Annotated in this window: 20 protein-coding genes; 6 read left to right on the top strand and 14 right to left on the bottom strand. The window is 71.2% G+C overall.

Features of this window, described 5'->3' with window-relative positions:
• Both Air01nite_RS37435 and thyX read right to left on the bottom strand, forming a co-directional pair.
• The coding region (locus tag Air01nite_RS37435; RefSeq protein ID WP_203708146.1) for a dihydrodipicolinate synthase family protein at nt 1-373 on the bottom strand (373 nt) is incomplete at its 3' end.
• A 75-nt stretch (nt 374-448) separates the two neighbouring features.
• Nucleotides 449-1,192: an FAD-dependent thymidylate synthase gene (gene thyX / locus Air01nite_RS37430; RefSeq protein ID WP_203708149.1), complete on the bottom strand. Its 744-nt coding sequence runs from the start codon at nt 1,190-1,192 to the stop codon at nt 449-451.
• Nucleotides 1,193-1,325: 133 nt separating this feature from the next.
• On the opposite strand from thyX, the gene Air01nite_RS37425 reads away from it, so the two are divergent.
• From Air01nite_RS37425 to Air01nite_RS37415, 3 genes are read left to right on the top strand one after another with little or no spacing between them, the layout of a single operon-like run.
• Complete coding sequence (locus Air01nite_RS37425; RefSeq protein ID WP_203708145.1) at nt 1,326-1,862, top strand: hypothetical protein; 537 nt, start codon at nt 1,326-1,328, stop codon at nt 1,860-1,862.
• A 42-nt stretch (nt 1,863-1,904) separates the two neighbouring features.
• Nucleotides 1,905-2,699, top strand: a complete 795-nt coding sequence (locus Air01nite_RS37420) for a DUF4097 family beta strand repeat-containing protein (protein WP_203708144.1) — start codon at nt 1,905-1,907, stop codon at nt 2,697-2,699.
• A gap of 14 nt (nt 2,700-2,713) precedes the next feature.
• Nucleotides 2,714-2,860, top strand: coding sequence for a hypothetical protein (locus Air01nite_RS37415; RefSeq protein WP_203708143.1), 147 nt, complete (start codon nt 2,714-2,716; stop codon nt 2,858-2,860).
• 136 nt (nt 2,861-2,996) lie between these two features.
• Here the strand turns inward: Air01nite_RS37415 and Air01nite_RS41445 are convergent, their stop codons facing one another.
• Both Air01nite_RS41445 and Air01nite_RS37405 read right to left on the bottom strand, forming a co-directional pair.
• On the bottom strand, nt 2,997-3,641 hold the full coding sequence (locus Air01nite_RS41445) for a DUF2752 domain-containing protein (RefSeq protein ID WP_373310562.1): 645 nt from the start codon (nt 3,639-3,641) through the stop codon (nt 2,997-2,999).
• A 151-nt stretch (nt 3,642-3,792) separates the two neighbouring features.
• A complete protein-coding gene (locus Air01nite_RS37405) occupies nt 3,793-5,013 on the bottom strand; it encodes a winged helix-turn-helix domain-containing protein (protein WP_239091244.1) in 1,221 nt (406 codons plus the stop codon).
• Nucleotides 5,014-5,086: 73 nt separating this feature from the next.
• Between Air01nite_RS37405 and Air01nite_RS37400 the strand changes: the two genes are divergently transcribed.
• The gene (locus Air01nite_RS37400; RefSeq protein WP_203708141.1) at nt 5,087-5,635 is read left to right on the top strand and encodes a GNAT family N-acetyltransferase; all 549 of its coding nucleotides are present in this window, start codon (nt 5,087-5,089) and stop codon (nt 5,633-5,635) included.
• On the opposite strand, the gene Air01nite_RS37395 is transcribed toward Air01nite_RS37400, so the two are convergent.
• Entirely contained in the window at nt 5,570-6,784 is a 1,215-nt protein-coding gene (locus Air01nite_RS37395) for a glycosyltransferase 87 family protein (protein WP_203708140.1), read from the bottom strand. The two genes, Air01nite_RS37400 and Air01nite_RS37395, sit on opposite strands and share 66 nt — an antisense overlap.
• Here Air01nite_RS37395 and Air01nite_RS37390 point away from each other — a divergent pair.
• Nucleotides 6,783-7,364, top strand: coding sequence for a GNAT family N-acetyltransferase (locus Air01nite_RS37390; RefSeq protein WP_203708139.1), 582 nt, complete (start codon nt 6,783-6,785; stop codon nt 7,362-7,364). The two genes, Air01nite_RS37395 and Air01nite_RS37390, sit on opposite strands and share 2 nt — an antisense overlap.
• 622 nt (nt 7,365-7,986) lie before the next feature.
• Here the strand turns inward: Air01nite_RS37390 and Air01nite_RS37385 are convergent.
• From Air01nite_RS37385 to Air01nite_RS37370, 4 genes are read right to left on the bottom strand one after another with little or no spacing between them, the layout of a single operon-like run.
• The gene (locus Air01nite_RS37385; protein WP_239091243.1) at nt 7,987-8,847 is read right to left on the bottom strand and encodes a carbohydrate ABC transporter permease; all 861 of its coding nucleotides are present in this window, start codon (nt 8,845-8,847) and stop codon (nt 7,987-7,989) included.
• Nucleotides 8,844-9,986, bottom strand: a complete 1,143-nt coding sequence (locus tag Air01nite_RS37380) for a carbohydrate ABC transporter permease (RefSeq protein ID WP_203708138.1) — start codon at nt 9,984-9,986, stop codon at nt 8,844-8,846. The genes Air01nite_RS37385 and Air01nite_RS37380 overlap by 4 nt, the downstream gene beginning before the upstream one ends.
• Nucleotides 9,987-9,992: 6 nt before the next feature.
• Nucleotides 9,993-11,243: a sugar ABC transporter substrate-binding protein gene (locus Air01nite_RS37375; RefSeq protein ID WP_203708137.1), complete on the bottom strand. Its 1,251-nt coding sequence runs from the start codon at nt 11,241-11,243 to the stop codon at nt 9,993-9,995.
• Between the two features lie 31 nt (nt 11,244-11,274).
• Nucleotides 11,275-12,258, bottom strand: a complete 984-nt coding sequence (locus tag Air01nite_RS37370; protein WP_203708136.1) for a LacI family DNA-binding transcriptional regulator — start codon at nt 12,256-12,258, stop codon at nt 11,275-11,277.
• A 136-nt stretch (nt 12,259-12,394) separates the two neighbouring features.
• Here Air01nite_RS37370 and Air01nite_RS37365 point away from each other — a divergent pair, with 136 nt between their 5' ends.
• The gene (locus Air01nite_RS37365) at nt 12,395-14,440 is read left to right on the top strand and encodes an amylo-alpha-1,6-glucosidase (protein WP_203708135.1); all 2,046 of its coding nucleotides are present in this window, start codon (nt 12,395-12,397) and stop codon (nt 14,438-14,440) included.
• Nucleotides 14,441-14,494: 54 nt separating this feature from the next.
• Here Air01nite_RS37365 and dapB read toward each other — a convergent pair whose 3' ends face one another.
• From dapB to Air01nite_RS37340, 5 genes are all read right to left on the bottom strand, one after another.
• Nucleotides 14,495-15,265, bottom strand: coding sequence for a 4-hydroxy-tetrahydrodipicolinate reductase (gene dapB, locus Air01nite_RS37360; RefSeq protein ID WP_373310561.1), 771 nt, complete (start codon nt 15,263-15,265; stop codon nt 14,495-14,497).
• A 1-nt stretch (nt 15,266) separates the two neighbouring features.
• The gene (locus tag Air01nite_RS37355) at nt 15,267-16,613 is read right to left on the bottom strand and encodes a M16 family metallopeptidase (protein ID WP_203708133.1); all 1,347 of its coding nucleotides are present in this window, start codon (nt 16,611-16,613) and stop codon (nt 15,267-15,269) included.
• Between the two features lies 1 nt (nt 16,614).
• Nucleotides 16,615-18,969 (bottom strand): polyribonucleotide nucleotidyltransferase, encoded by a 2,355-nt coding sequence (locus tag Air01nite_RS37350; RefSeq protein ID WP_203708132.1) that lies wholly within the window; start codon nt 18,967-18,969, stop codon nt 16,615-16,617.
• A gap of 239 nt (nt 18,970-19,208) precedes the next feature.
• Entirely contained in the window at nt 19,209-19,478 is a 270-nt protein-coding gene (gene rpsO / locus Air01nite_RS37345; protein ID WP_203708131.1) for a 30S ribosomal protein S15, read from the bottom strand.
• 129 nt (nt 19,479-19,607) lie between these two features.
• A complete protein-coding gene (locus Air01nite_RS37340) occupies nt 19,608-20,534 on the bottom strand; it encodes a bifunctional riboflavin kinase/FAD synthetase (RefSeq protein WP_203708130.1) in 927 nt (308 codons plus the stop codon).
• Nucleotides 20,535-21,075 lie beyond the last annotated feature (541 nt).

Below are 21,075 nucleotides of genomic sequence, written 5' to 3'. Positions count from 1 at the left end.
GGCCCGCCTGCGGAGGCTTGTTGTAGTACGGCGTCACCACGAGCAGGCCGTGCGCGCCGGCCTTCTCGGCGGCCAGGGCCAGCTCGATCGTGTGCCGGGTGTCGTTGGTGCCGACGCCGGCGATCACCTTCGCCCGGTCGCCGACCGCCTCGGCCACGGCGCGGACCGCCGCCTCCTTCTCGCCGTCGGTGGTCGTCGGCGACTCGCCGGTGGTGCCGTTGATCACCAGCGCGTCGTTGCCCTGCTCGTCGACGAGGTAGGCCGCCAGGCGCTGGACGCCGTCGAGGTCGAGGGCGCCGTCGGAAGCGAACGGCGTCACCATGGCCGTGATCAGCTGACCGAACGGCCGCGCGGCAGAATGCTCCTGCGTCATGCTGACAAACCTAGCGGACGCCTGGTCGGCGCCGGTCTCGTCCGGTCGGGTTCGCCTCGGGCCGACAGACACCGCTCAGGAGCGCTCCGCGTACGGGCTCCCCGCGACCTCGGTGCCGTCGGCGAGCGTGGTGATGGTGAAGTCGGCGAACACGTTGGGCGCGACGCGCTGGAGCTGCCGCAGGCACTCGACGGCGACCTCGCGGATCTCCACGTCGGCGGCCTCGGTGGCCCGCAGCGCGATGAAGTGCCGCCACGCACGGTAGTTGCCGGTGACCACGATCCGGGTCTCCGCCGCGTTGGGCAGCACCGCCCGGGCCGCCTGGCGCGCCTGCTTGCGACGCAGCGTGCCGTTGGGCTCGTCGGCGAACTTGCGCTCGAGCCCCTCCAGCAGCTCGTTGTAGGCCCGCACGCTGGCCTCGGCCGCCTCGACGAACGTCTTGTGCAGGTCCGGGTCGGCGGCGATGGCCTCGGGCTCGACCATCGCGGCGTCCCGGCCGGGGACGTAGCGCTGGGAGAGCTGGCTGTAGCTGAAGTGCCGGTGCCGGATCAGCTCGTGCGTGAACGAGCGGGAGACGCCGCTCAGGTAGAACGTCACCGAGCCGTGCTCGAGCACCGAGAGGTGGCCGACCTCGAGGATGTGGGCGAGATAGCCGGCGTTGGTCGCGGTGGCCGGGTTCGGCTTCTTCCACGACTGATAACAGGCCCGCCCGGCGAACTCGGCGAGCGCCTGGCCGCCCTCGGCGTCGGTGCTCCAGGGCACGTCCTCCGGAGCCTCGAACTGGGTCCAGGCGATGATCCTGACCTGCGGCGGAACGATCTCTGGCACGGTGCCCCCTCTGCCTCGCGCGACTCGGCAGACTCTAACCCTGCCGCCGTCTGGTCGGTTCGGCGACACCACGATGCCGTCATTGTCTCTTGCGGTGACGTCATCGGGATGGCATAGTGACGTCATGGACATCGCACCGTTCGTCGAAAGTCTCCGCCGCGACCTCAACGCGGCTGCGGCACCCGGCGGGCCTGAGGTCACCCGCGCCGCCGAGCTGCTCACCGGCTCGATCGACGCCGCCGCCCGGCTGGCGCTGCTCGACGCGCTCGCCCAGGCGGCCGACGAGGTGACCACCAAGCTCAGCGCGGCCAGCGTCGAGCTGCGGCTGCGCGGCCGCGAGCCCGAGCTGGTGGTGACCGAGCACCTGCCCGAGCCGCCGGCACCGCCCACGCCACCGCTGCCACCACCGCCACCCGGCGGCGCTCCGACGTCACCTGACGCCAGCGGTGACGTCACCCGCATCACGCTGCGCCTCCCCGAGGGCCTCAAGGACGCCGTCGAACGCTCGGCGGCCGGCGAGGGCATCTCCGTCAACGCGTGGCTCGTCCGGGCGATCGGCGCCGCCGTCGCCGGTGCGCCGCCGCAGGCCACCCCGCCGGGTGGCTGGACCACCCCGCCCGGCCGCGGCCGGCGCCACATCACCGGCTACGGCCGGGCCTGAGTTTCGTTCGTTCAATCGTTCGTTCGTTCGGAAGGGAGCACCATGTCCGAGTTTCCGGTCGACGGTCCGATCACCGTCGCATTCAAGATCGCGTCAGGGTCGGTCGACGTCGTCGCCGAGGAGCGCACCAATGCCTCGGTCGTCGTCGAGCCGGGCGACCGCCGCGGCGAGTCCCGCCGTCTTGCCGACGAGACCGAGGTCGAGTTCAACGGCGAGACGCTGAGCATCGTCGTGCCTACCCCGCGCAGCTTCGGGCTGCGCGGCGGCTCGGTGGCGATCCGGGTGCACGTGCCGCTGGACAGCGCCGTGACCGGCAAGTCCGCGTCCGCCGACGTCACCTGCCACGGCCGGCTCGGCCGGATCGACGTGGACGCCGCCTCCGGCGACATCCAGGTCGACCACGTCAGCGGCGACGCCACGGTGGGCACGGCCAGCGGCGACGTCCGGATGACGCGGGTCGACGGCCACCTGCGCACCAAGGGCGCCTCGGGTGACCTGCGGGTGCGCGGGGTGGGCGGCAGCTTCGCCGGCAAGTACGCCAGCGGCGACGTCCAGGTCGACGAGGTCGGCTCCGACATCTCCGTGGAGACCGCGTCCGGCGACGTCAACATCGGCAAGACCCACCGCGGCACGGCCCGCATCTCCACCGCGTCGGGCGACGTCAAGATCGGCGTGCAGGCCGGCACCGGCGTCTGGTTCGACGTGAAGACGCTGAGCGGCGACACCCGCAACGGCCTCGACATGAGCGCCCCCGGCCCGGCCGCCGAGCCCACGGGAGAGCAGCTCACGCTGCAGCTCCGCACGATGAGCGGCGACATCGACATCCACCGCGCCTGAAAGGACGATCCATCATGTACGAGAACCCTGAACTCCTCCGCAGCCTCGCCACCGAGCGCCACCGCGCGATGCGCCGCACCGCCGACCGCCGCCACCTGGCCGTCCGCGTGGCCCGCGCGATGCGCCGCGACCGCGAAGACGGTTGTCAGCCTGAGCGCTGACCACCGCTGATCCACCAAGGACCTATCGGCGTAGGCCGACGGGTCCTTCGGTGCTTCCGCCGTCGAGATCGTGTCCTGGCCGATCGGCGGGCGCCGGGCGGCGGCGGCTTGGCCCGTCACAGGCCAGGTTGATGCCCTAGACGTAGAACCAGTTGAAGGGTGCCCAGGGCAGGTTGCGCAGGATCGAGAAGGCCAGCCAGGCACCCATGAAGACGGCGAGGGCGAGCGGCGTGACGCGGAGTTGCGGCAGCTTGCGCCCGAACGACTTCTGCACCGCCCACGCGACGTAGAGGTAGAGCACGAACGGCACCGCGAACACGAACAGCAGGTGGTGCCGCGCCGCGGCCGCGACGTCGCCGTGCAGCAGGTACCAGGCGGCCCGCGTGCCGCCACACCCCGGGCAGTCGAGCCCGGTGGTCAGCTTGAGAATGCAGGTCGGCGGCGCGTCCGGCGCGCTGTCGGTCGGGTTGCTGATGAGCGTGTAGCCCACCGCCCCACCGATGCACCCCAACACCGCCAGCGGCCCGAGCCAGGTGGGCATCCGCTCGAGCATCCGCAGATAGGCCCGCCCCACCCGCCCCTTGCGGGGCGGCGCGTAGGAGGGCGGGAGGAAAGCCGGCGGCACAACCCCGTCGGCCCCCGCCGGACCGTGATAGTGCCCGGCGTCATCCGGGCCGGTCGTGCCCGCATAAGCCGCGCCGCCGGCCGGTGGCGGCCAAGGCGCGTGGGCGGCCGGACCTGGCGCGCCCGCATAGGACCCGGCGCCTTTGGCGGCGGTCAGACCCGCGAGCGGAGCGGCGCCGGCCGGCGCCTCGCCTTCGGCACCCGTTGGAAACTCGCCGTCCGCGCCCGGTCGGACAGCGCCCGCGTCGTCGGCGTCGGCTCCCGGTGGGGCCTGTGGCGCGGCCGGGCCGGGTGCGGGCGTCATGGCGTCACGGTACACCGGCCGCGCTTGCCAGCGCCGCCGCAACGGGCCCGCCGAGGTCGCCGCCCTCCGGTGACGCGACCGACGACAAGCCCAGCCACCCGGCCAGGCGCTGCAGCTCCGCGGCCAGCGCGCGCGCCGTCGCCACCCGGTCGACGCCCGGCTCCGCCCAGGCGGCCGGCACCCGGAGCACGCCCGCCTTGCGGTCGGCCTTGAGGTCGACCCGCGCGGTGAAGCGGTCACCCTGCAGGAACGGCAGCACGTAGTAGCCGTAGACCCGCTGCGGCGCCGGCACGTAGATCTCGATGCGGTAGGTGAAGTGGAACAGCCGCTCGGTGCGCGCCCGCTCCCACACCAGCGGGTCGAACGGGCTGATCAGGCGGTCACCCCGCACCCAGCGCGGCAGCTTGGCCTCGGGATGCAGGTAGGCAGGCTGTTTCCACGACTCGACCCGCACCGGCAGCAGCGAGCCGTCCTCGACCAGCGACGCGATCGCGGCCCGCGCGCCGGCCACGGGTAGTCGGAAGTAGTCGCGCAGCTCGAACTCGGCCGCCACCCCCAGCGACCGCGCCGCGACCAGCACCAGCGTGCGGTGCGCCTCGGCCTCGGTCGGTGTCGGGGCCGCCAGCACCGAAGCAGGCAGCACCCGCTCGGGCACGTCGTAGACCCGGGCGAACGACGAGTTGCGGGATGCCGCGCTGACCTCACCGGCCCAGAACAGGTATTCGAGGGCCTGCTTGACCGACGACCAGTTCCACCCCCAGTTGGACTTGTCGCGCGGCTCGTCGCGCTCGATCTCGGCGGCGGTCAGCGGCCCGGACGCGCGCACCTCGTCGAGCACCCACTTGATCAAGTCGGGCTGCTCGTCGGCGAACCGCCGCAACCCGCCCCACTGGTGCTCGCGGGCCATCCGCCAGCGCATCGCGGGCTGGAGCTCGACCGGGATCAGCGACGCCTCGTGCCCCCAGTATTCGAAGAGGCTGCGCGGCCGCTGGTAGGCGGCCCGGTCGAGCAGCGCGGTCGGGTAGGGCCCGAGCCGGCTGTAGAGCGGCAGGTAGTGCGCCCGCTGGAGCACGTTGACCGAATCCATCTGGAGCAGGCCCGTGCGCCCCACCACCCGGCGGAGATGGCGTGCGGTCGGCACACCGGCCGGCGCGGGGTCGGTGAACCCCTGCGCGGCCAGCGCGACCCGGCGCGCCTGCGCCAACGACAACGACTCAAGTGCCACGCCGGGGACGTTAGCCGAGACGTACGACAAATTCGCGCGCGCGGGAAGCGGCCGCACGGGTAGACACCGATGCATGGTCACCATCCGCCCCGAGACCCTCGACGACACCCCTGCCGTGGCGGCCCTGCACGTGCGGGCCTGGCAATCCGGCTACGCCGGGATCATCCCGGCCGAGGTGCTCGCCGCCCTCGACCCCGAGCAGCGCGCCGCGCAACGCCGCACGTCGTACGGGAAAGACGTCTTCCAGACCCTGGTCACCCTCGACGGCCCGACCGTCGTCGGCTTCGCCACCATCGGCCCCTACCGCGACCAGCAGGACCGCACGGCCCTCGACCCCACGGTCGGCGAGGTGCTGGCCATCTACGTCGAGCCGGCGAGAGTCGGCACCGGCGTCGGCCGCGCCCTGATGACCAGAGCCCTGGCCGAGCTGACCGGCGCCGGCTATCAGGAGGTGCGCCTCTGGGTGCTCGACGCCAACGCGCGCAGCCGCCGCTTCTACGCGAAGGCCGGTTTCGCCGCGGACGGCGAACGCGCCACCTACACCGTCACGCTGCCGTCAAGCGGCGACCCGGTGCTCCTCCCGGAGCTCCGCTACGCCCGAAGGCTCCCCGCGAGCACCTGACCGCAACGGCAGGAAGATCAACAACACCAGGCTCGCCCAGACGTACGCGTTGCTGCCCAAGAAGCCGCCCACCCCGCCGAACCCGTGCTCGAAGACCCAGACGAGCCGGCTGCACAGCACCGCGTAGAGGACGGCCGCCAACACCAGCAACCCCCGGCGCCGCAACCCCGCGTCGACCAGCAGGATCAGCGCCGGCAGCAACCAGACCAGGTGGTGCACCCAGGTCACCGGGCTGATCAGGCAGCCGAGCACGCCGGTCAGCGCGAACCCCTCGACCACCGACGCCGTCCGCACCCGCCACGCCCAGACGCCGACCGCGGCCACCACCAGCACGAGCCACGCGAGCGTCGACGGATGCTCCGGGCTGAGCCGGGCCACCACACCCTGCAGCGACTGGTTGGAGACGAACGCCAGCGAGCCGACCCGGTCGGTGTCCCAGAGCGCCGCGGTCCAGAACTCGCGCGACGCCGCCGGGTCGACCGCCGCGGCGGCGAGCGTGGCCACTGTGGCCGTGCCCGCGGCCACCAGCGCGGCCCGCCAGCGCCGGGTCACCAGCAGGTAGACGATGAACACGCCCGGCGTCAGCTTGATCGCGGTGGCAAGCCCGATGCCCACTCCGGCCCAGCGCCGCCGGCCGGCCACGCCCACCAGCAGGTCGACGCCGACCAGGACGATCAGCAGCAGGTTGACCTGCCCGAAAGTGATCGTCTCGCGATAGGGCTCGAACGCCGCCATCAGGAGGAACGCGACGGCGAGCGCGAACCACGGCGTCCACCGCTCCCGCACGGCGATCGGCAGCACGAGCCAGCGCAGCAGCGCGTACGTGGCCGCCAGCGACAGCCCCACGCTGATCACGATCGCCAGCGCCCAGGGCACGACCGCCATCGGCACCATCGCGATCGCCGCGAACGGTGGATAGGTGAAGCCGTACTTGCTGTTCGGCTTCAGGAAGTCGTACAACATGCCGTGGTCGTGGATCCAGTAGTTGACCGCGCCGTAGTAGACCTTGAGATCGAAGAACCCGTGCCGCGCGGCGAAGACGGCGAGGAACGCGACGACCGCGACCGCCAGGCCGGCGACGATCGCGGCCTGTCTGCGCGCGGCCCGCTCGATCAAGCCCTGCTCCCACTCCGTAGGCTCACCACTCATGGCACTCGGGTTCGTCCGCCCGGCGCGTCCCGAGGACGCCGCCGAGATCGCCCGCATCCAGGTAGCGACCTGGCGGGTCGCGTATCGCCGGATGCTGCCCCGAACCGTGCTCGACAGTCTCGACGAGGCATGGATCGCCGAGCGCTGGAGCGCCGCGGTCGAACAGCCGCCGTCGCCGAGGCACCGGGTGCTGGTGGCCGTCGAGCAGGCCGAACAATCGTATCTGGTGGGATTTGCCGCCTCCGGCCCCGCCGACGAGCAGGCGCTGGCGCCCGAGGAGCCCCCGCTGCCGGACGATGTGGCGGCGGTCACGGACCTGCTGGTCGAGCCGCGCTGGGGCCGCCGCGGCCACGGCAGTCGCCTGCTCGCGGCCAGCGTCGACCTGTGGCGCGAGGACGCCTTCACCGCCGCGGTGGCCTGGGCCTACGACGGCGACGCCGCGACCCGCAAGTTCCTCACCTCGGCCGGCTGGGCCCCGGACGGCGCCGGCCGCGCCTTGGACGTCGAGGACATGCTCGTCTACCAACTCCGCCTCCACGTCGACCTGACCGCGGAACCGGACGAAGACCAAGATCAGTAAGGCGTTTGCCGTGCGTTTCGTTCGCCGCGCGGCGCTCCGCTCGCAATCTTGGTAGTTGAATGCTGTTCGAGCAGCGTTGATTGACCATGATCCGGCGGATACGGGCCCATCTCCCGCCCGTGGGCCGCGGATCAGCCACGCGGGCCGGGTGGCCCGTGTGATCGGGTGCAGCGGATCGGGTCGCTCCAGGGTTCATCCATGATCTGGTGCAACCGATCTGTATGACACGCTGCCGGATCAAACGACCCGGCGCACCCGATCATGACCTGAACTCGATGAACTGCTTGATGTGGCGCACACGATCACAGGGCGCCGGATCGCTGACTGGTGGGGTTTCCGGGGCGCTGCCCCCCCCGGACCCCGGCCAAGCTGTCGGGGGCCCACCGGGTGGGGCGGGGCGAGGTCGCGTTGTCGTCTTCGCAAGACCATCGGCCCGCCCCGTTCGACGGGCAGGCTTTGCGAGCCGCAGCGAGGGACACCGGCGGCAGAGCCGCACCTGGTTTCTGGTTCTGGCCTGAACCAGGTGCGGGCCCGGCAGCGGAGCAAAGCGGAGCGGTGTCTGGGAGCGACGGTCGCGCCCCAGGCGGGCCCCGAGCCATCCAGCTTTGACGTTGATCCGGATTTAGCCCTTCTCGGCGCCTTCGGTGGCGCCGCGCACGAAGTAGCGCTGGAAGATGGCGAAGATGATCGCTACCGGGATCGTGGCCAGCAGGGCCGCGCCCAGTTTCAGCGGATACTGCGTGCCCGCGCCCAGTGAGCCCGAGACCAGGTTGGCCACCCCGCGCGGCAGGGTGTAGAGGCTCGGGTCCTGCACCGCGACCAGCGTGTGCGGGAACTCGTTCCAGGTGCCCTGGAACGACAGGATCGTCAGCGTGATCAGCGCGGGCCGGGCCATCGGCAGCACCACCGACCAGAACGTCCGGAACACGCCGGCGCCGTCGATCCGCGCCGCTTCCTCCATGCTCAGCGGGATCGACTCGAAGAACTGCTTCATGATGAACACGCCTGCGGCGTCGACGAGCAACGGCAGGATCAGCGCCGTGTACGTGTCGTAGATGCCGAGTTGGTTCAGCACCAGGAACTTCGGGATGAAGAGCACGACGCCGGGTACGGCCATGATCGCCACGATGGTCGCGAAGATCGCCCGTCGGCCGCCGAAGCGCAGGCGGGCCAGCGCGTAGCCCGCCAGCGAGTCCAGGAACACCCGGCCGACCGTCACCACGACCGCGATCAGCACCGAGTTGCCCAACCACAGCGGGAAGTCGCCGTTGAGCAGGCGGTCGAAGGCGGCCGTGGTCAACGGCTGCGGCACCGGCGAGAGCGGGTTGGCCGCCGCGTCCGGTTCGGTCTTGAGCGAGTTCGCGAGCTGGATGACGAACGGGTAGATGAAGACCAGCGCGAAGAAGATCAGGAACGCGTACCCGACGACGGTGTTGACCATGCCGCCGTGGCGGCGCCGCCGGGCCTCGGTCAGCGTCGTCATCGGAACCTCCGGGCGGGCTTGTCGCGGTCCCGCATGACCCAGCGCTGTGCCAGCGTCAGCAGGACGATGATCAGGAAGAGGACGAACGCGATCGCCGCGCCTCGGCCGTACTCGAAGTCCTTGAACGCCGTGCGGTAGGACAGGAACGCCGGGGTCAGCGTCGTCTTCGCCGGGTTGCCCTGGCTCATCACGTAGATCTGGTCGAAGACCTGCCACGTGCCGATCAGGCCGAGCGTGACCACCAGGAACATGGTCGGCTTGAGCAGCGGCAGCGTCACGTAGCGCAACCGCTGCCAGCGGGTCGCGCCGTCGAGCTCGCTGGCCTCGTCGAGCGACACCGGGACGCTCTGCAGGGCCGCCAGGAACATCAGCATGAACGTGCCGGACGTGGTCCAGATGACCAGCGCCATGATCGCGCACATCGCCACGCTCGGCCCCGACAGCCAGTCCCACCAGCTCAGCCCGAGCGGGCCACCGCTGGCCAGCGCGGACGGCGGGTTGTCGACGCCGACCAGGCCGAGGAGCAGGTGGATCAGGCCGCGGGCGTCGGAGAACCAGGCCGGGCCGCTGATGCCGAACATCGACAGGATCGCGTTGATGGCGCCCGAGTTGGCGAACATGAACAGGAACACGACGCTGATCGCCACGGAGCTGGTCACCGACGGGAAGAAGAACGCCGTGCGGAAGAAGCCCTTGCCCTTCAGCATCCGGTTGTTGACCAGCAGGGCCAGGCCCAGCGCCAGCGCGGTCTGGATCGGCACCACGATGGCCACGTAGTAGATGTTGTTGCGGATGCTGGTCATGAAGTCGCGGCGAGCCAGCCCGTCCTGCGTGAACAGGTCGGTGTAGTTCTCGGTGCCGACGAACGGCACGCCCGCCTTGAACGGGCTGCCCTGGCCGCGCCAGTCCGTCAGGCTCACCCAGAACGCCATCAGGATCGGCAGCAGGAAGAACACGCCGAGCAGGACGATGACCGGGGCCACGAACAGCCAGCCGGCGATCCGCTCGTTGCGGCGGATGCCGCCGCCGCCGAGACGGAACCGCCGCCGCGGCCGGCCACCGGTCCCGTTGGTGGCCGGCCGGCCGCCACCCGCGGACCGGTCATCCCGGTCCGCGGTGGCGGTTGTGACGGAGGACATGTTGGCTCAGCCGCCCAGGGTCGCCTGGGTGTTCTTCTGCAGCGTGCCGAGCAGCGTCTTCGGGTCTGCCTTGGCCAGCGTGTTCAGCGAGGCGTCGAAGTCGGCCAGGACGCTGTCCATCTTCGGGGCGTTGACCGGGCCCTGCGCGTACGCGGCGCCGTCGATGAACGCCTGGTCCGCCGGGAAGGCGGCCTTGTACTGGTCAGCCGCCGACTGGCGGGACGGCATGACACCGAAGCCCTTGGCGAAGGTCATCTGCTGGTCGACCGTGGTCATCGCCTTCACGAAGTCGATGGCCTGCTCCTTGAACTTGCTCTTGGCGGCGATGCCCCAGCAGTTCGTGAACGACAGCGTGCCCTTGCCCTTCGGGCCGGCCGGCAGCTCGTGCACCGTGTACTTGACGTTGGGGAAGTCGTTCGTCATCGCGCCCTTGATCCAGTTGCCCTCGATCACCATGGCGGCCTTGCCCTTGCCGAACGCCTCGCCGCCCCAACCGGCGTCGAGGGTCTTCGGGTACGCGGCCAGACCATCCTTGAGCAGCGACTGTACGTAGGTCAGCGCGGCGACGTTCTCGGGGCTGTCGGCAGTGGCCTGCTTGCCGTCCTTGCTGACGATCCAGCCACCGGACTGCACCATGAATGCGCCGACCCGGTCACGGGTGTCGCCGATCGCCAGCGGCATGGTGCCCTTGGCCTTGAGCTTCTGCGCGGCGGTCTTGAGCTGGTCCCAGGTGGTCGGGATGTCGGCGTCGGTCAGGCCGGCCTTGGTCCACAGGTCGGTGTTGATCTCCAACGCCAGCGTCGAGAAGTCCTTCGGCGCGCAGTAGAACTTGCCGTCGAAGGTGAACGTGTCCTTCAGGCTCTGGTAGAAGTCGTTCGGGTTGTCAACCTTGTCGCCGTAGGGCTCGAGCGCCCCGACGCTGGCGTAGTCGGCGAACCGGCCCGCGTCGACGTAGAACACGTCCGGCGGGTTGTCGCCGGCCAGCGCCTGGCCGAGCTGCTGGGTCAGGTCCTGGGCCGGGGTGACCGTGGCGGTGTTGCCGCTCTTGCTCGCCCAGGCGGCGGCCGCGTCGTTGACCGCCTTGGTCTCCGCGTCACCGGAGGAGCCGATGAGGATCTGCAGCGCGGCGGGGCCGGTCGTCTGCTGCGCGGGGGCACCGCCGTCGTCGAAGTTGTCGCCGCAGGCGGCGGAGGCGAGGAGCGTGCCGGCGGCGATGACCGCCACGGCCGCGCCACGCAGGCCGAGGGTGCGTCTCATGTCGTACTCCTGGAGGGGGTTGAAGGGTTTGTTACGCGGTCGTGCGCACCACGAGCGACGGTTGGAGCAGCACCTGGTGGGTGCCGGTCGGGCTGCCGTCGAGGTGATGGATGAGGAGGTCGATGCAGCGGGCGGCGGCCTCGGGCAGCGGCTGGCTGACGCTGGTCAGGCCGACCGCCTGGGCGACCGGGGTGTCGTCGAAGCCGGTGACCGCCTTGCGCCCGCCGGCGGCCTGCAGGGCGCCGAGTGCCAGCGAGTCGCTGGCGCAGACGAACGCGGTCGGGGCGTCCGGCATGGTGAGCAGGTCTCGGGCGCATTCCGCACCGTTCGGGATGCTGTCCGAGGCGCCGCGGTCGAGCCCGGCCGGGTCCAGGTCGTACGCCTTCATCGTGCGCTGCCAGCCGTCGCGCCGGTCGTCGCCGACGCCGGACCCGGCGGGCCAGCCGATGAAGGCGATCCGCCGGTGGCCGGTCTCGATGAGCCGCCGGGTGGCCTGCGCGGTGCCGTCGGCGTTGTCGACGTCGACCCACGAGTGCCGCTCCGGCGCGTCCCACGGGCGGCCGAACGTCACGAACGGCACGTCGCGTTCGGCCAGCCAGAACGTCCGGACGTCGCCGTGGTCCGTGCCGGTCAGCACGAACCCGTCGAGGTCGTACGAGGCGAGCAGGTCGTCGAAGGTCTTGATCTCGTCGCCGTCGCCGTCGGCCGTGTAGAGCATCACCCGGTAGCCGGCGGCCGCGGCCGCGAACGTCAGACCGTGCAGGAACCGGTCGAGCACCGAGCCGTTGATCCCGTCACGGGTCGGTTCGATACGCACAGCGAGCAGGTGGGAACGCCCGGTGCGCATCTGCCGTGCGGCCTGGTTGGCCCGGTAGCCGAGGGCGGCGATCGCCTCCTCGACCCGGCGGCGCGTCTCCTCCCGCACGATGTGCGGGCTGTTGAGCACATTGGACACCGTTTGCCGAGACACCTGGGCGTGCGCCGCCACGGTGGCAATGGTGACCTTCTCCGCCATTTGATGCCTTCCACGGTCTTGAACGTTCAAAGTCGAAAGTGCATTATTGGATCGTTCAAGTTGCAGGGTTGTTTCGCACTCTGCCGCCGCCATCCCGACTCTGTCAAGATGGCGCCGTCGTTCCGGGGAGAAATTCGTGCCAGACCGTAACCTTCAACCGCTGCTCCACGATCTGGTCTCGACGGTGCGGGCGCCAGCCAGCGTTCTGTGCGAACCGTCGGGCCAGATCCGGGCGGTCGGGGTGCAGGGAATGTTCCATGCCGACGTGCGCGTGCTCAGCCGCGCGGAGCTATTGCTCGACGGGCGATCCGTGGAGTCCGTGGCGACTTCCCCGCTTGGTCCGGGCGCGACCGCTTTCGTCGGTTTGGCCCGCTGGCTCGGCGATCCCGGCCCCGACCCGACCGTGCGGGTCACCCGCGAACGCCGGCTCATGCCGGCCGGTCTCGACGAGACCATCACCATCACCTCGACCGCCGCCGAGCCGGTGACGACCGAGGTCGCGCTCGCGCTCGACGCCGACCTCGCACCGATCGCACCGGTCAAGGCCGGCCGTGCCGTCGACGCCGCCGGTGTCACCCGGTCCGGGCTGACGTGGTCGGCGGGTGACCTCTCGGTGGCCGTGACCGCGTCGTTCGGCGCGACGGTCCAGGACGCGACGCTGCGCTGGCCGGTGACGGTCGCGCCGCGTACGTCGGTGACCGTGTCCTGGCAGCTCCGGGTCGACGACCAGGCCGCCCTGGTGCGCGAGCCGGCGGGCCCGGTCGAGTGGACCCGCCCGACGGTGACGGCCGACGACCGCCGGATCGAGCGGCTGGCCGCGCGCTCGCTCGACGACCTGGAGTCGCTGCGGCTGTCGCTGTCCGCCGGCGCCACCGACACGTTCCTCGGCGCGGGGGTGCCCTGGTACCTGACGCTGTTCGGCCGCGACAGCCTGTGGGCGGCGCGGATGCTGCTGCCGCTCGGCACCGACATCGCCGAGGGGACCCTGCGGGTGCTGGCCGCGCACCAGGGCACCGCGGTCGACCCGCAGACCGGCGAGGCGCCCGGCAAGATCCTGCACGAACTGCGCCGCGCGGACACGCAGGCGGCGCTGCCGGCGGCCTACTTCGGGTCGGTCGACTCGACGCTGCTGTGGATCTCGCTGCTGCACGACGCCTGGCGCTGGGGCATGGCGCCGGAGGCGGTCGAGTCGCTGCTGCCCACGCTGGAGTCCGCCCTCGGCTGGCTCGCCCACCACGGCGACGCCGACGGCGACGGCTTCTTGGAATACATCGACGAGAGCGGGCGCGGCCTGGCCAACCAGGGCTGGAAGGACTCCGGCGACTCGATCCGGTTCCGCACCGGCGAGCTCGCCACGGCGCCGATCGCGCTGGTCGAGGTGCAGGGGTACGCGTACGAGGCCGCATTGCACGGCGCCGCGCTGCTGGACGCGTTCGGGCGGCCGGGCGGGCCGCGCTGGCGGGAGTATGCGCAGGCGATGGCGGCCCGGTTCCGCGACAAGTTCTGGGTCGACGGCCCGGCCGGCGCCTACCCGGCCCTGGCGCTCGACGGCGACAAGCGCCCGGTCGACGCGCTGACCAGCAACATCGGTCACCTGCTGGGCACGGGCCTGCTGACCGCGAAGGAGTCGGCGCAGGTGGCCGACCTGCTCGCGTCGGACGCGATGGCCGGCGGCTTCGGGCTGCGCACGATGTCGACGCACGACGCCGCGTTCAGCCCGCTGTCGTACCACTGCGGTTCGGTCTGGGCGCACGACACCGCGATCGTGATCGACCGGCTGGCCCGGGCCGGGCACCCGGCGGCGGCCGCGACGCTGGCTTCGGGCCTGCTCGCGGCGGCGGAGTCGTTCGACTACCAGCTGCCCGAGCTGTTCGGCGGCGACGACCGGTCCACGTTCGGTCGGCCGGTGCCGTATCCGGCGGCCTGCCGGCCGCAGGCCTGGGCGGCGGCCGCCGGGGTGACCCTGCTGCACGCCGCGGTCGGTCTGCGGCCCGACGTGCCCGCCGGCACGGTGGCGCTGGCGCCGCTGCAGGACGCGCCGCTGGGCGCGGTAGCGGTGCGCGGGCTGCGCGTCGGCGCCGCGTCGGTCGACGTGGCGGTCAGCGCGGACGGCTCTGCCACGGTCCAGGGCCTGCCGCCCTCGCTCCGCCTGGCCCTCCCCCGCCACGCCGCGGCCCGCTGAGCCCTCGTTAGGAACGGTCCGTTCCAATCGGATTCCGATTGGAACGGACCGTTCCTAACCGAGCAGCGGGTCCAGGCCCACGGTGAGGCCCGGGCGGCTGCGGATGGCGCGGACCGCGAGCAGCACGCCCGGCATGAACGACGAGCGGTCCAGCGAGTCGTGCCGGATGGTCAGCGTCTCGCCGACGGTGCCGAACAGCACCTCCTGGTGCGCGACCAGCCCGGCCGACCGCACCGCGTGCACCCGAACGCCGTCGATGTCGGCGCCCCGGGCGCCGTCGACCTCGTCCTTGGTCGCGTCGGGGACCGGGCCTAGCCCGGCCTCGGCGCGCGCCGCCGCGATCAGCCGCGCGGTGTGGGTGGCGGTGCCGCTCGGCGCGTCCAGCTTGCGCGGGTGATGCAGCTCGACGATCTCGACCGACTCGAAGTGCCGGGCGGCCTTGGCCGCGAACTGCATCATCAGCACCGCGCCGATGCCGAAGTTCGGTGCGACGAGCACGCCGACGTCGGGCTTGTGCGACAGCCAGCCGCGGATCCGGTCGAGCCGCTGGTCGGAGAAGCCGGTCGTGCCGACCACGGCGTTGATGCCCTGCTCGACACACCAGTGCAGGTTGTCCATCACCACGTCGGGCGTGGTGAAGTCGACGATCACCTCGGCGGCGGCATCGGACGCGCTGAACAGCCCGTCGCCCTGGTCGATCATCGCGACCAGCTCCATGTCGTCGGCCGCGTCGACGGCCTTGCAGACCTCGATGCCCATCCGCCCGCGGGCACCCAACACACCGACCCGAATCGGCTCACGCACCTCGTCACTCACGGGCTTCAGCCTATGAGAAGCGGACGTCCCCGTCCTCGAAGGGGCCGATGACCGCGAGGGACATCTGCTGGCCGCACAGCTCGGCCGCGAGCGCGTTGACCTCGTCGACTGTGACCGCGTCGACCTTGGCCAGCAGCTCGTCGACCGTCAGCGGGTCGTCGTAGAGGAACTCGCCCTTGGCCAGCCGGCTCATCCGGGACCCGGTGTCCTCGAGGCCGAGCACGTAGGAGCCCTTGGCCATCCCCTTGCCCCGGGCCAGCTCGGCCGCGGTGACGCCGTCGCGGGCCACGGTCGCCAGGCAGGTGCGGGTCAGGTCGAGCACTTCCTCGACCTTGCCGGGCGCGCAGCCCGCGTACACCGCGAACAGGCCGCTGTCGGCGAACTGGCTCGCGTACGAGTAGACCGAGTAGGCGAGGCCGCGCTGCTCCCGGATCTCCTGGAACAGCCGGCTCGACATGCCGCCGCCGAGGACGTTGTTGAGCACGCTCAGCGCGAACCGGCGCCCGTCGAGCCGGGCGATGCCCTCGCCGCCGAGCACCACGTGTGCCTGCTCGCTGTCCTTGTTGGACACCACGACCTGGCCGCCGCGCAGGCGCACCGCCGGTGCCGACGGGCGGTGCCCGACCGGTGTCGCCGCCGGGGTGTCCAGCGGGGTGCCGGCCAGCGCGGCCCGGACCTGGCGGACCACGGTGTTGTGGTCGAGATTGCCGGCCGCCGCGATCACGATCGACGGCGCCACGTAGTTGCGGCGGTAGAACGTCTCGATCTGCCGCCGGGTCATCGGGGAGATGGTCTCCTCGGTGCCCGAGATCAGCCGGCCGAGCGGGTGCCTGCCGTAGACCGCGGACGCGAAGATGTCGTGCACCTCGTCGCCCGGCTCGTCCTCGTGCATCGCGATCTCTTCGAGGATCACGCCGCGCTCGGTCTCGACGTCGGCCGGGTCCAGCACCGAGTTGGCCATCAGGTCGCACATGACGTCGATCGCCAGCGGCAGGTCGGCGTCCAGCACCCGCGCGTAGTAGCAGGTGTATTCCTTCGTGGTGAACGCGTTGGTCTCGCCGCCGACCGCCTCGATCTGCGCCGAGATGTCCAGCGCGCTGCGCTTCTTGGTGCCCTTGAAGAGCAGGTGCTCCAGGAAGTGCGAGCAGCCCGACTGCGTCGGCGTCTCGTCCCGGGAGCCGATCGAAACCCACACGCCGAACGAGACGCTGCGCATCGCCGGCACGGCCTCGGTCAGGATCCGCAGGCCGGACGGCAGCACCGTGCGCCGGATCGTGCCACCGAGCGGGTCGGTGGACAGCGTGCGGGTGACGGCCCGGGCCGACGCTTGCGCGCCGGCCCGTTCACGCGTCGTCATCTCAGCTGTGCCGGTTGCGGCGCCGCCGGGGCTCGCCCCCGCCTTCGCCGCCGCTCTCGCCACCGTCGCCACGGCTCGGGCCCCGGTCGCCGCGGTCGCGGTCGCCCCGGTCGCGCGGGCCACGGTCACCGGACCGGGCCGGCGGGCGCTCGGACGCACCCTCCTCGGGAGCCTCCTCGCCCTCGGCGCGGACCTTGTCGAGGTAGATCTTGCCGCGCTGGTCGATGTCCGCGATCTGGACCTCGACCTTGTCGCCGACGTTGAGGAAGTCCTCGACCCGCTCGACCCGCTTGCCGTTGCCCACCTTGGAGATGTGCAGCAGGCCGTCGCGGCCGGGCAGCAGCGAGACGAACGCGCCGAACGCGGCCGTCTTCACCACGGTGCCGAGGAACTTGTCGCCGACCTTCGGCAGCGTCGGGTTGGCGATCGCGTTGATCCGCTCGACGGCGGCCTCGGCCGAGGGGCCGTTGGTCGCGCCGACGTAGATCGTGCCGTCGTCCTCGATGGAGATCTCGGCGCCGGTCTCGTCCTGGATCGCGTTGATCGTCTGACCCTTGGGGCCGATCACCATGCCGATCTTGTCGACCGGGATCTTCACGGTGGTCACCCGCGGCGCGTGGTCCGACATGTTCGCCGGGGACTCGATCGCGTCGTGCATGACCGCGAGGATCGCCGTGCGCGCGTCGTGGGCCTGCTGCAGCGCACCCGCCAGCACGTCCGACGGGATGCCGTCGAGCTTGGTGTCGAGCTGCAGCGCGGTGACGAACTCCGGCGTGCCGGCGACCTTGAAGTCCATGTCGCCGTACGCGTCCTCGGCACCGAGGATGTCGGTCAGCGTCACGTACTGCGTCTTGCCGTCGACCTCGTCGGAGATAAGACCCATCGCGATGCCCGCGACCGGCGCCTTCAGCGGCACACCGGCGGAGAGCAGGGCCAGCGTCGAGGCGCAGACCGAGCCCATCGAGGTGGAGCCGTTGGAGCCGAGGGCCTCGGAGACCTGACGGATCGCGTACGGGAACTCCTCGCGGCCCGGCAGCACCGGGATCAGCGCCCGCTCGGCCAGCGCGCCGTGGCCGATCTCGCGGCGCTTCGGCGAGCCCACCCGGCCGGTCTCACCGGTCGAGTACGGCGGGAAGTTGTAGTTGTGCATGTAGCGCTTGTGCTTCTCCGGCGACAGCGTGTCGAGCTGCTGCTCCATCCGGAGCATGTTGAGCGTGGTGACGCCGAGGATCTGCGTCTCGCCGCGCTCGAACAGCGCCGAGCCGTGCACCCGGGGCAGCACCTCCACCTGGGCGCTCAGCGGCCGGATGTCGCGCGGCCCACGACCGTCCATGCGGACCTGGTCGCGCAGCACGCGGGAGCGGACCTCGTTCTTGGTCACCGACCGCAGCGCGGCGGAGAGCTCCTTCTCGCGCCCCTCGAACTGGGCGTCGAGCTGCTCGTGGACCCGGTCCTTGATCGCGTCGAGGGCCTCCTCGCGCTCCGCCTTGCCGGCGATCTTGAGCGCCTCGGCGACGTCGGAGCGGGCGGCGCCGGCGACGGCCTCGTATGCGTCGTCCTGGTAGTCCAGGAACACCGGGAACTCGGCGACCGGCTTGGCGGCGATCTCGGCGATCTCGCTCTGTGCCCGGCACAGCTCGCGGATGGCCGGCTTGGCGGCCTCGAGACCGCCGGCGACGATCTCCTCCGTCGGCGCGGTGGCGCCGTCGGCGACGAGCTTGACGGTGTGCTCGGTGGCCTCGGCCTCGACCATCATGATCGCGACGTCACCGTCGGGCAGGACCCGGCCGGCGACCACCATGTCGAAGGTGGCGCGGCTCAGCTCCTCGTGGGTCGGGAAGGCGACCCATTGGCCGTCGATGTGCGCCATGCGGGTGGCGCCGATCGGGCCGGAGAACGGCAGGCCCGACAGCTTGGTCGACAGCGAGGCGGCGTTGATCGCGACCACGTCGTACGGGTGGGCCGGGTCGAGCGCCAGGATCGTCTCGATGACCTGGACCTCGTTGCGCAGGCCCTTGACGAACGACGGGCGCAGCGGCCGGTCGATCAGGCGGCAGGTGAGGATCGCGTCCTCGCTGGGCCGACCCTCGCGACGGAAGAACGAGCCCGGGATGCGCCCGGCCGCGTACATCCGCTCCTCGACGTCGACGGTCAGCGGGAAGAAGTCGAACTGGTCACGCGGCGACTTGCTGGCCGCGGTCGTCGACAGGACGGTGGTGTCACCGAGCTGCGCGATGCAGGAACCGGGCGCCTGGCGAGCGAGGCGGCCCGTGGTGAAGGTGATCTCCCGGGTGCCGAAGGCCCCGTTGTCGATCACCGCTGTGCTGTGCTGGTCGCCGAGTTTGTTCTCGGTCATGAGTGCGTTGTGCTCCTTCGGTCGTGGCACGGCTCGACCCCTTGCGAGGGGGAGCTGCTCTGACGTCCGGTCTTCGATCGAAGCGCCCGGGGGAGCCCCGCCTTGGGGGCTGGCCCGGGGGCCACTACCGAGGACCGGTGCGCCGACAACTCCCGATCGCCGACGGTCAAGCTGGCCCGTTTGGTGTGTCTGAAATTGTGGAGCGGGGGAGCGACCGGCTGGTCACTCCCCCGCGCGGGTCACCGCCGCAGGCCGAGACGCTCGATCAGCGCCCGGTAGCGGTTGATGTCGGTCTTCTGCAGGTAGTTGAGCAGCCGCCGCCGGCGGCCGACCAGCAACAGCAGGCCACGCCGGCTGTGGTGGTCGTGCTTGTGCACCTTGAGGTGCTCCGTGAGGTCGGCGATGCGCTTGGTCAGCACGGCCACCTGGACCTCCGGCGAACCGGTGTCCCCTTCGGCGGTCGCGTACTCCGCGCGGATCTTGCTCTTCTGCTCCTGGTCGAGCGCCATGATCTCCTGCGTTCGTGTGATGGTGACGAACCTCGCACCCGCGGCGTCGTGCAGGCACGCGAGGCCGGGCGTCGGTTAGCCGACGTCGTTACCAGGCTACCAGCCCGGCATCGACAGGCCGCCGGGACGTCACTCGGCGAGCACGGTGCGGGTCTGCGCGACGTCCTCGGCCATCTGCGCGACCAGCGGCTCGACGCCGTCGAACTTCAGCATGTCACGCAGCCGCTCGACGAAGTCGAGCGACACCCGCTCGCCGTAGATGTCACCGTCGAAATCGAGGATATACGCCTCGACGCGCCGTTCCCGACCGGAAAAGGTGGGGTTTGTCCCGATCGAGATGGCCGCGCGGAGTCGCTCACCGCGCCGGACCAGCCAGCCGGCGTAGATCCCGTCGGCCGGGATCGCCGCGTACTTGTGGACCGCGAGGTTGGCGGTCGGAAACCCGATCTCGCGCCCACGCTGATCGCCGCGGATCACGATGCCTTCGAGCCGGTGGTCCCGGCCGAGCGCGGCCGCGGCAGCCCGCACGTCGCCGGCGTCGATACAACTCCGGATGTACGTAGAGCTGAAGACGGTGTCGTCGGCGGCAACCAGCGGCGCGCCCTCGACGGCGAAGCCGAAGGTGCGCCCGAGCCGCTCGAGCAAGGGAACGTCCCCGGCGGCCTTGTGCCCGAACCGGAAGTTCTCCCCCACGACCACGAGCGCGGCATGCAGACTTTCGACCAGCGCATCGTGTACGAACTCGTCGGCGGACAACCGCGAGAAGTCCTGCGTAAAGGGCACGACGCATAGCACGTCGACCCCGAGCGCCTCGATCAGTTCGGCCTTACGCTGGGGCTCAGTCAAGATCGCCGGGTGGGACCCCGGCCGCACCACCTCAGACGGATGCGGATCGAACGACATGACAACGGACCGCACACCAAGATCTTTGGCCCGCTTCACGAGGTGCCCAATGATCGCCTGATGCCCCCGGTGCACCCCGTCGAAAACCCCGATGGTGACGGCGGACCGCCCCCACCCACCGGGTGCAGCCTGATAACCGCGCCACCGCTCCATAGCGGCCAGCCTAGATCGAACCGCCACCGCCCCGCGTTTCCCACCCACAAAGCGGCCCGGCAAAGGGCGGGTCTGGCCGTCGGCGCAGGCCGACAACCAGGATCTCCGGGCGGTGAAAGTCGAGCGCCCGACCGGACGAACGACCTTGTCACCGCGGGAAGATCCTGGTGCCCTTGCCACCGCGGAGACGGCGGACCACCCACCCACCCGATGCAGCGTGACAACCGCGCAACCGCTCCATAGCGGCAAGCCTCGATCGAGCCACCGCCGAGCCGCGTTTTCCCACCCACAAGGGGCTGGTCCCGTTGTCGGCGTAGGCCGACAACCAAGATCTCCGGGCGGTGACAAGGTGGAGCGCCCAACCGGACGAACGACCTTGTCACCGCCCGGAATCCTGATGCCCTTCGCCAACGCGGAGACGGCGCACCACCCCCCACCCGATGCAGCCGGATAACGGCGGCACCGCTCCATAGCCGCCAGCCTCGATCGCACCACCGCCGAGCCGCGTTTTCCCACCCACAAACCCGGCCCCTAAAGGGGC

Origin of the sequence: Asanoa iriomotensis (assembly GCF_016862515.1) — a bacterium.
GTDB lineage: Bacteria > Actinomycetota > Actinomycetes > Mycobacteriales > Micromonosporaceae > Asanoa > Asanoa iriomotensis.
The sequence above is the reverse complement of the archived record's forward strand: the minus strand, read 5'-3'. Positions and strand labels throughout refer to the sequence as shown.

Excerpts from the sequence above, each read along its gene's own strand:
- Air01nite_RS37425 (WP_203708145.1), top strand. The coding sequence starts at position 1,326 with ATGGACATCGCACCGTTCGTCGAAAGTCTCCGCCGCGACCTCAACGCG.
- Air01nite_RS37420 (WP_203708144.1), top strand. The coding sequence starts at position 1,905 with ATGTCCGAGTTTCCGGTCGACGGTCCGATCACCGTCGCATTCAAGATC.
- Air01nite_RS37415 (WP_203708143.1), top strand. The coding sequence starts at position 2,714 with ATGTACGAGAACCCTGAACTCCTCCGCAGCCTCGCCACCGAGCGCCAC.
- Air01nite_RS37400 (WP_203708141.1), top strand. The coding sequence starts at position 5,087 with ATGGTCACCATCCGCCCCGAGACCCTCGACGACACCCCTGCCGTGGCG.
- Air01nite_RS37390 (WP_203708139.1), top strand. The coding sequence starts at position 6,783 with ATGGCACTCGGGTTCGTCCGCCCGGCGCGTCCCGAGGACGCCGCCGAG.
- Air01nite_RS37395 (WP_203708140.1), bottom strand. The coding sequence starts at position 6,784 with ATGAGTGGTGAGCCTACGGAGTGGGAGCAGGGCTTGATCGAGCGGGCC.
- Air01nite_RS37385 (WP_239091243.1), bottom strand. The coding sequence starts at position 8,847 with ATGACGACGCTGACCGAGGCCCGGCGGCGCCGCCACGGCGGCATGGTC.
- Air01nite_RS37380 (WP_203708138.1), bottom strand. The coding sequence starts at position 9,986 with ATGTCCTCCGTCACAACCGCCACCGCGGACCGGGATGACCGGTCCGCG.
- Air01nite_RS37375 (WP_203708137.1), bottom strand. The coding sequence starts at position 11,243 with ATGAGACGCACCCTCGGCCTGCGTGGCGCGGCCGTGGCGGTCATCGCC.
- Air01nite_RS37370 (WP_203708136.1), bottom strand. The coding sequence starts at position 12,258 with ATGGCGGAGAAGGTCACCATTGCCACCGTGGCGGCGCACGCCCAGGTG.
- Air01nite_RS37355 (WP_203708133.1), bottom strand. The coding sequence starts at position 16,613 with ATGACGACGCGTGAACGGGCCGGCGCGCAAGCGTCGGCCCGGGCCGTC.
- Air01nite_RS37350 (WP_203708132.1), bottom strand. The coding sequence starts at position 18,969 with ATGACCGAGAACAAACTCGGCGACCAGCACAGCACAGCGGTGATCGAC.
- rpsO (WP_203708131.1), bottom strand. The coding sequence starts at position 19,478 with ATGGCGCTCGACCAGGAGCAGAAGAGCAAGATCCGCGCGGAGTACGCG.
- Air01nite_RS37340 (WP_203708130.1), bottom strand. The coding sequence starts at position 20,534 with ATGGAGCGGTGGCGCGGTTATCAGGCTGCACCCGGTGGGTGGGGGCGG.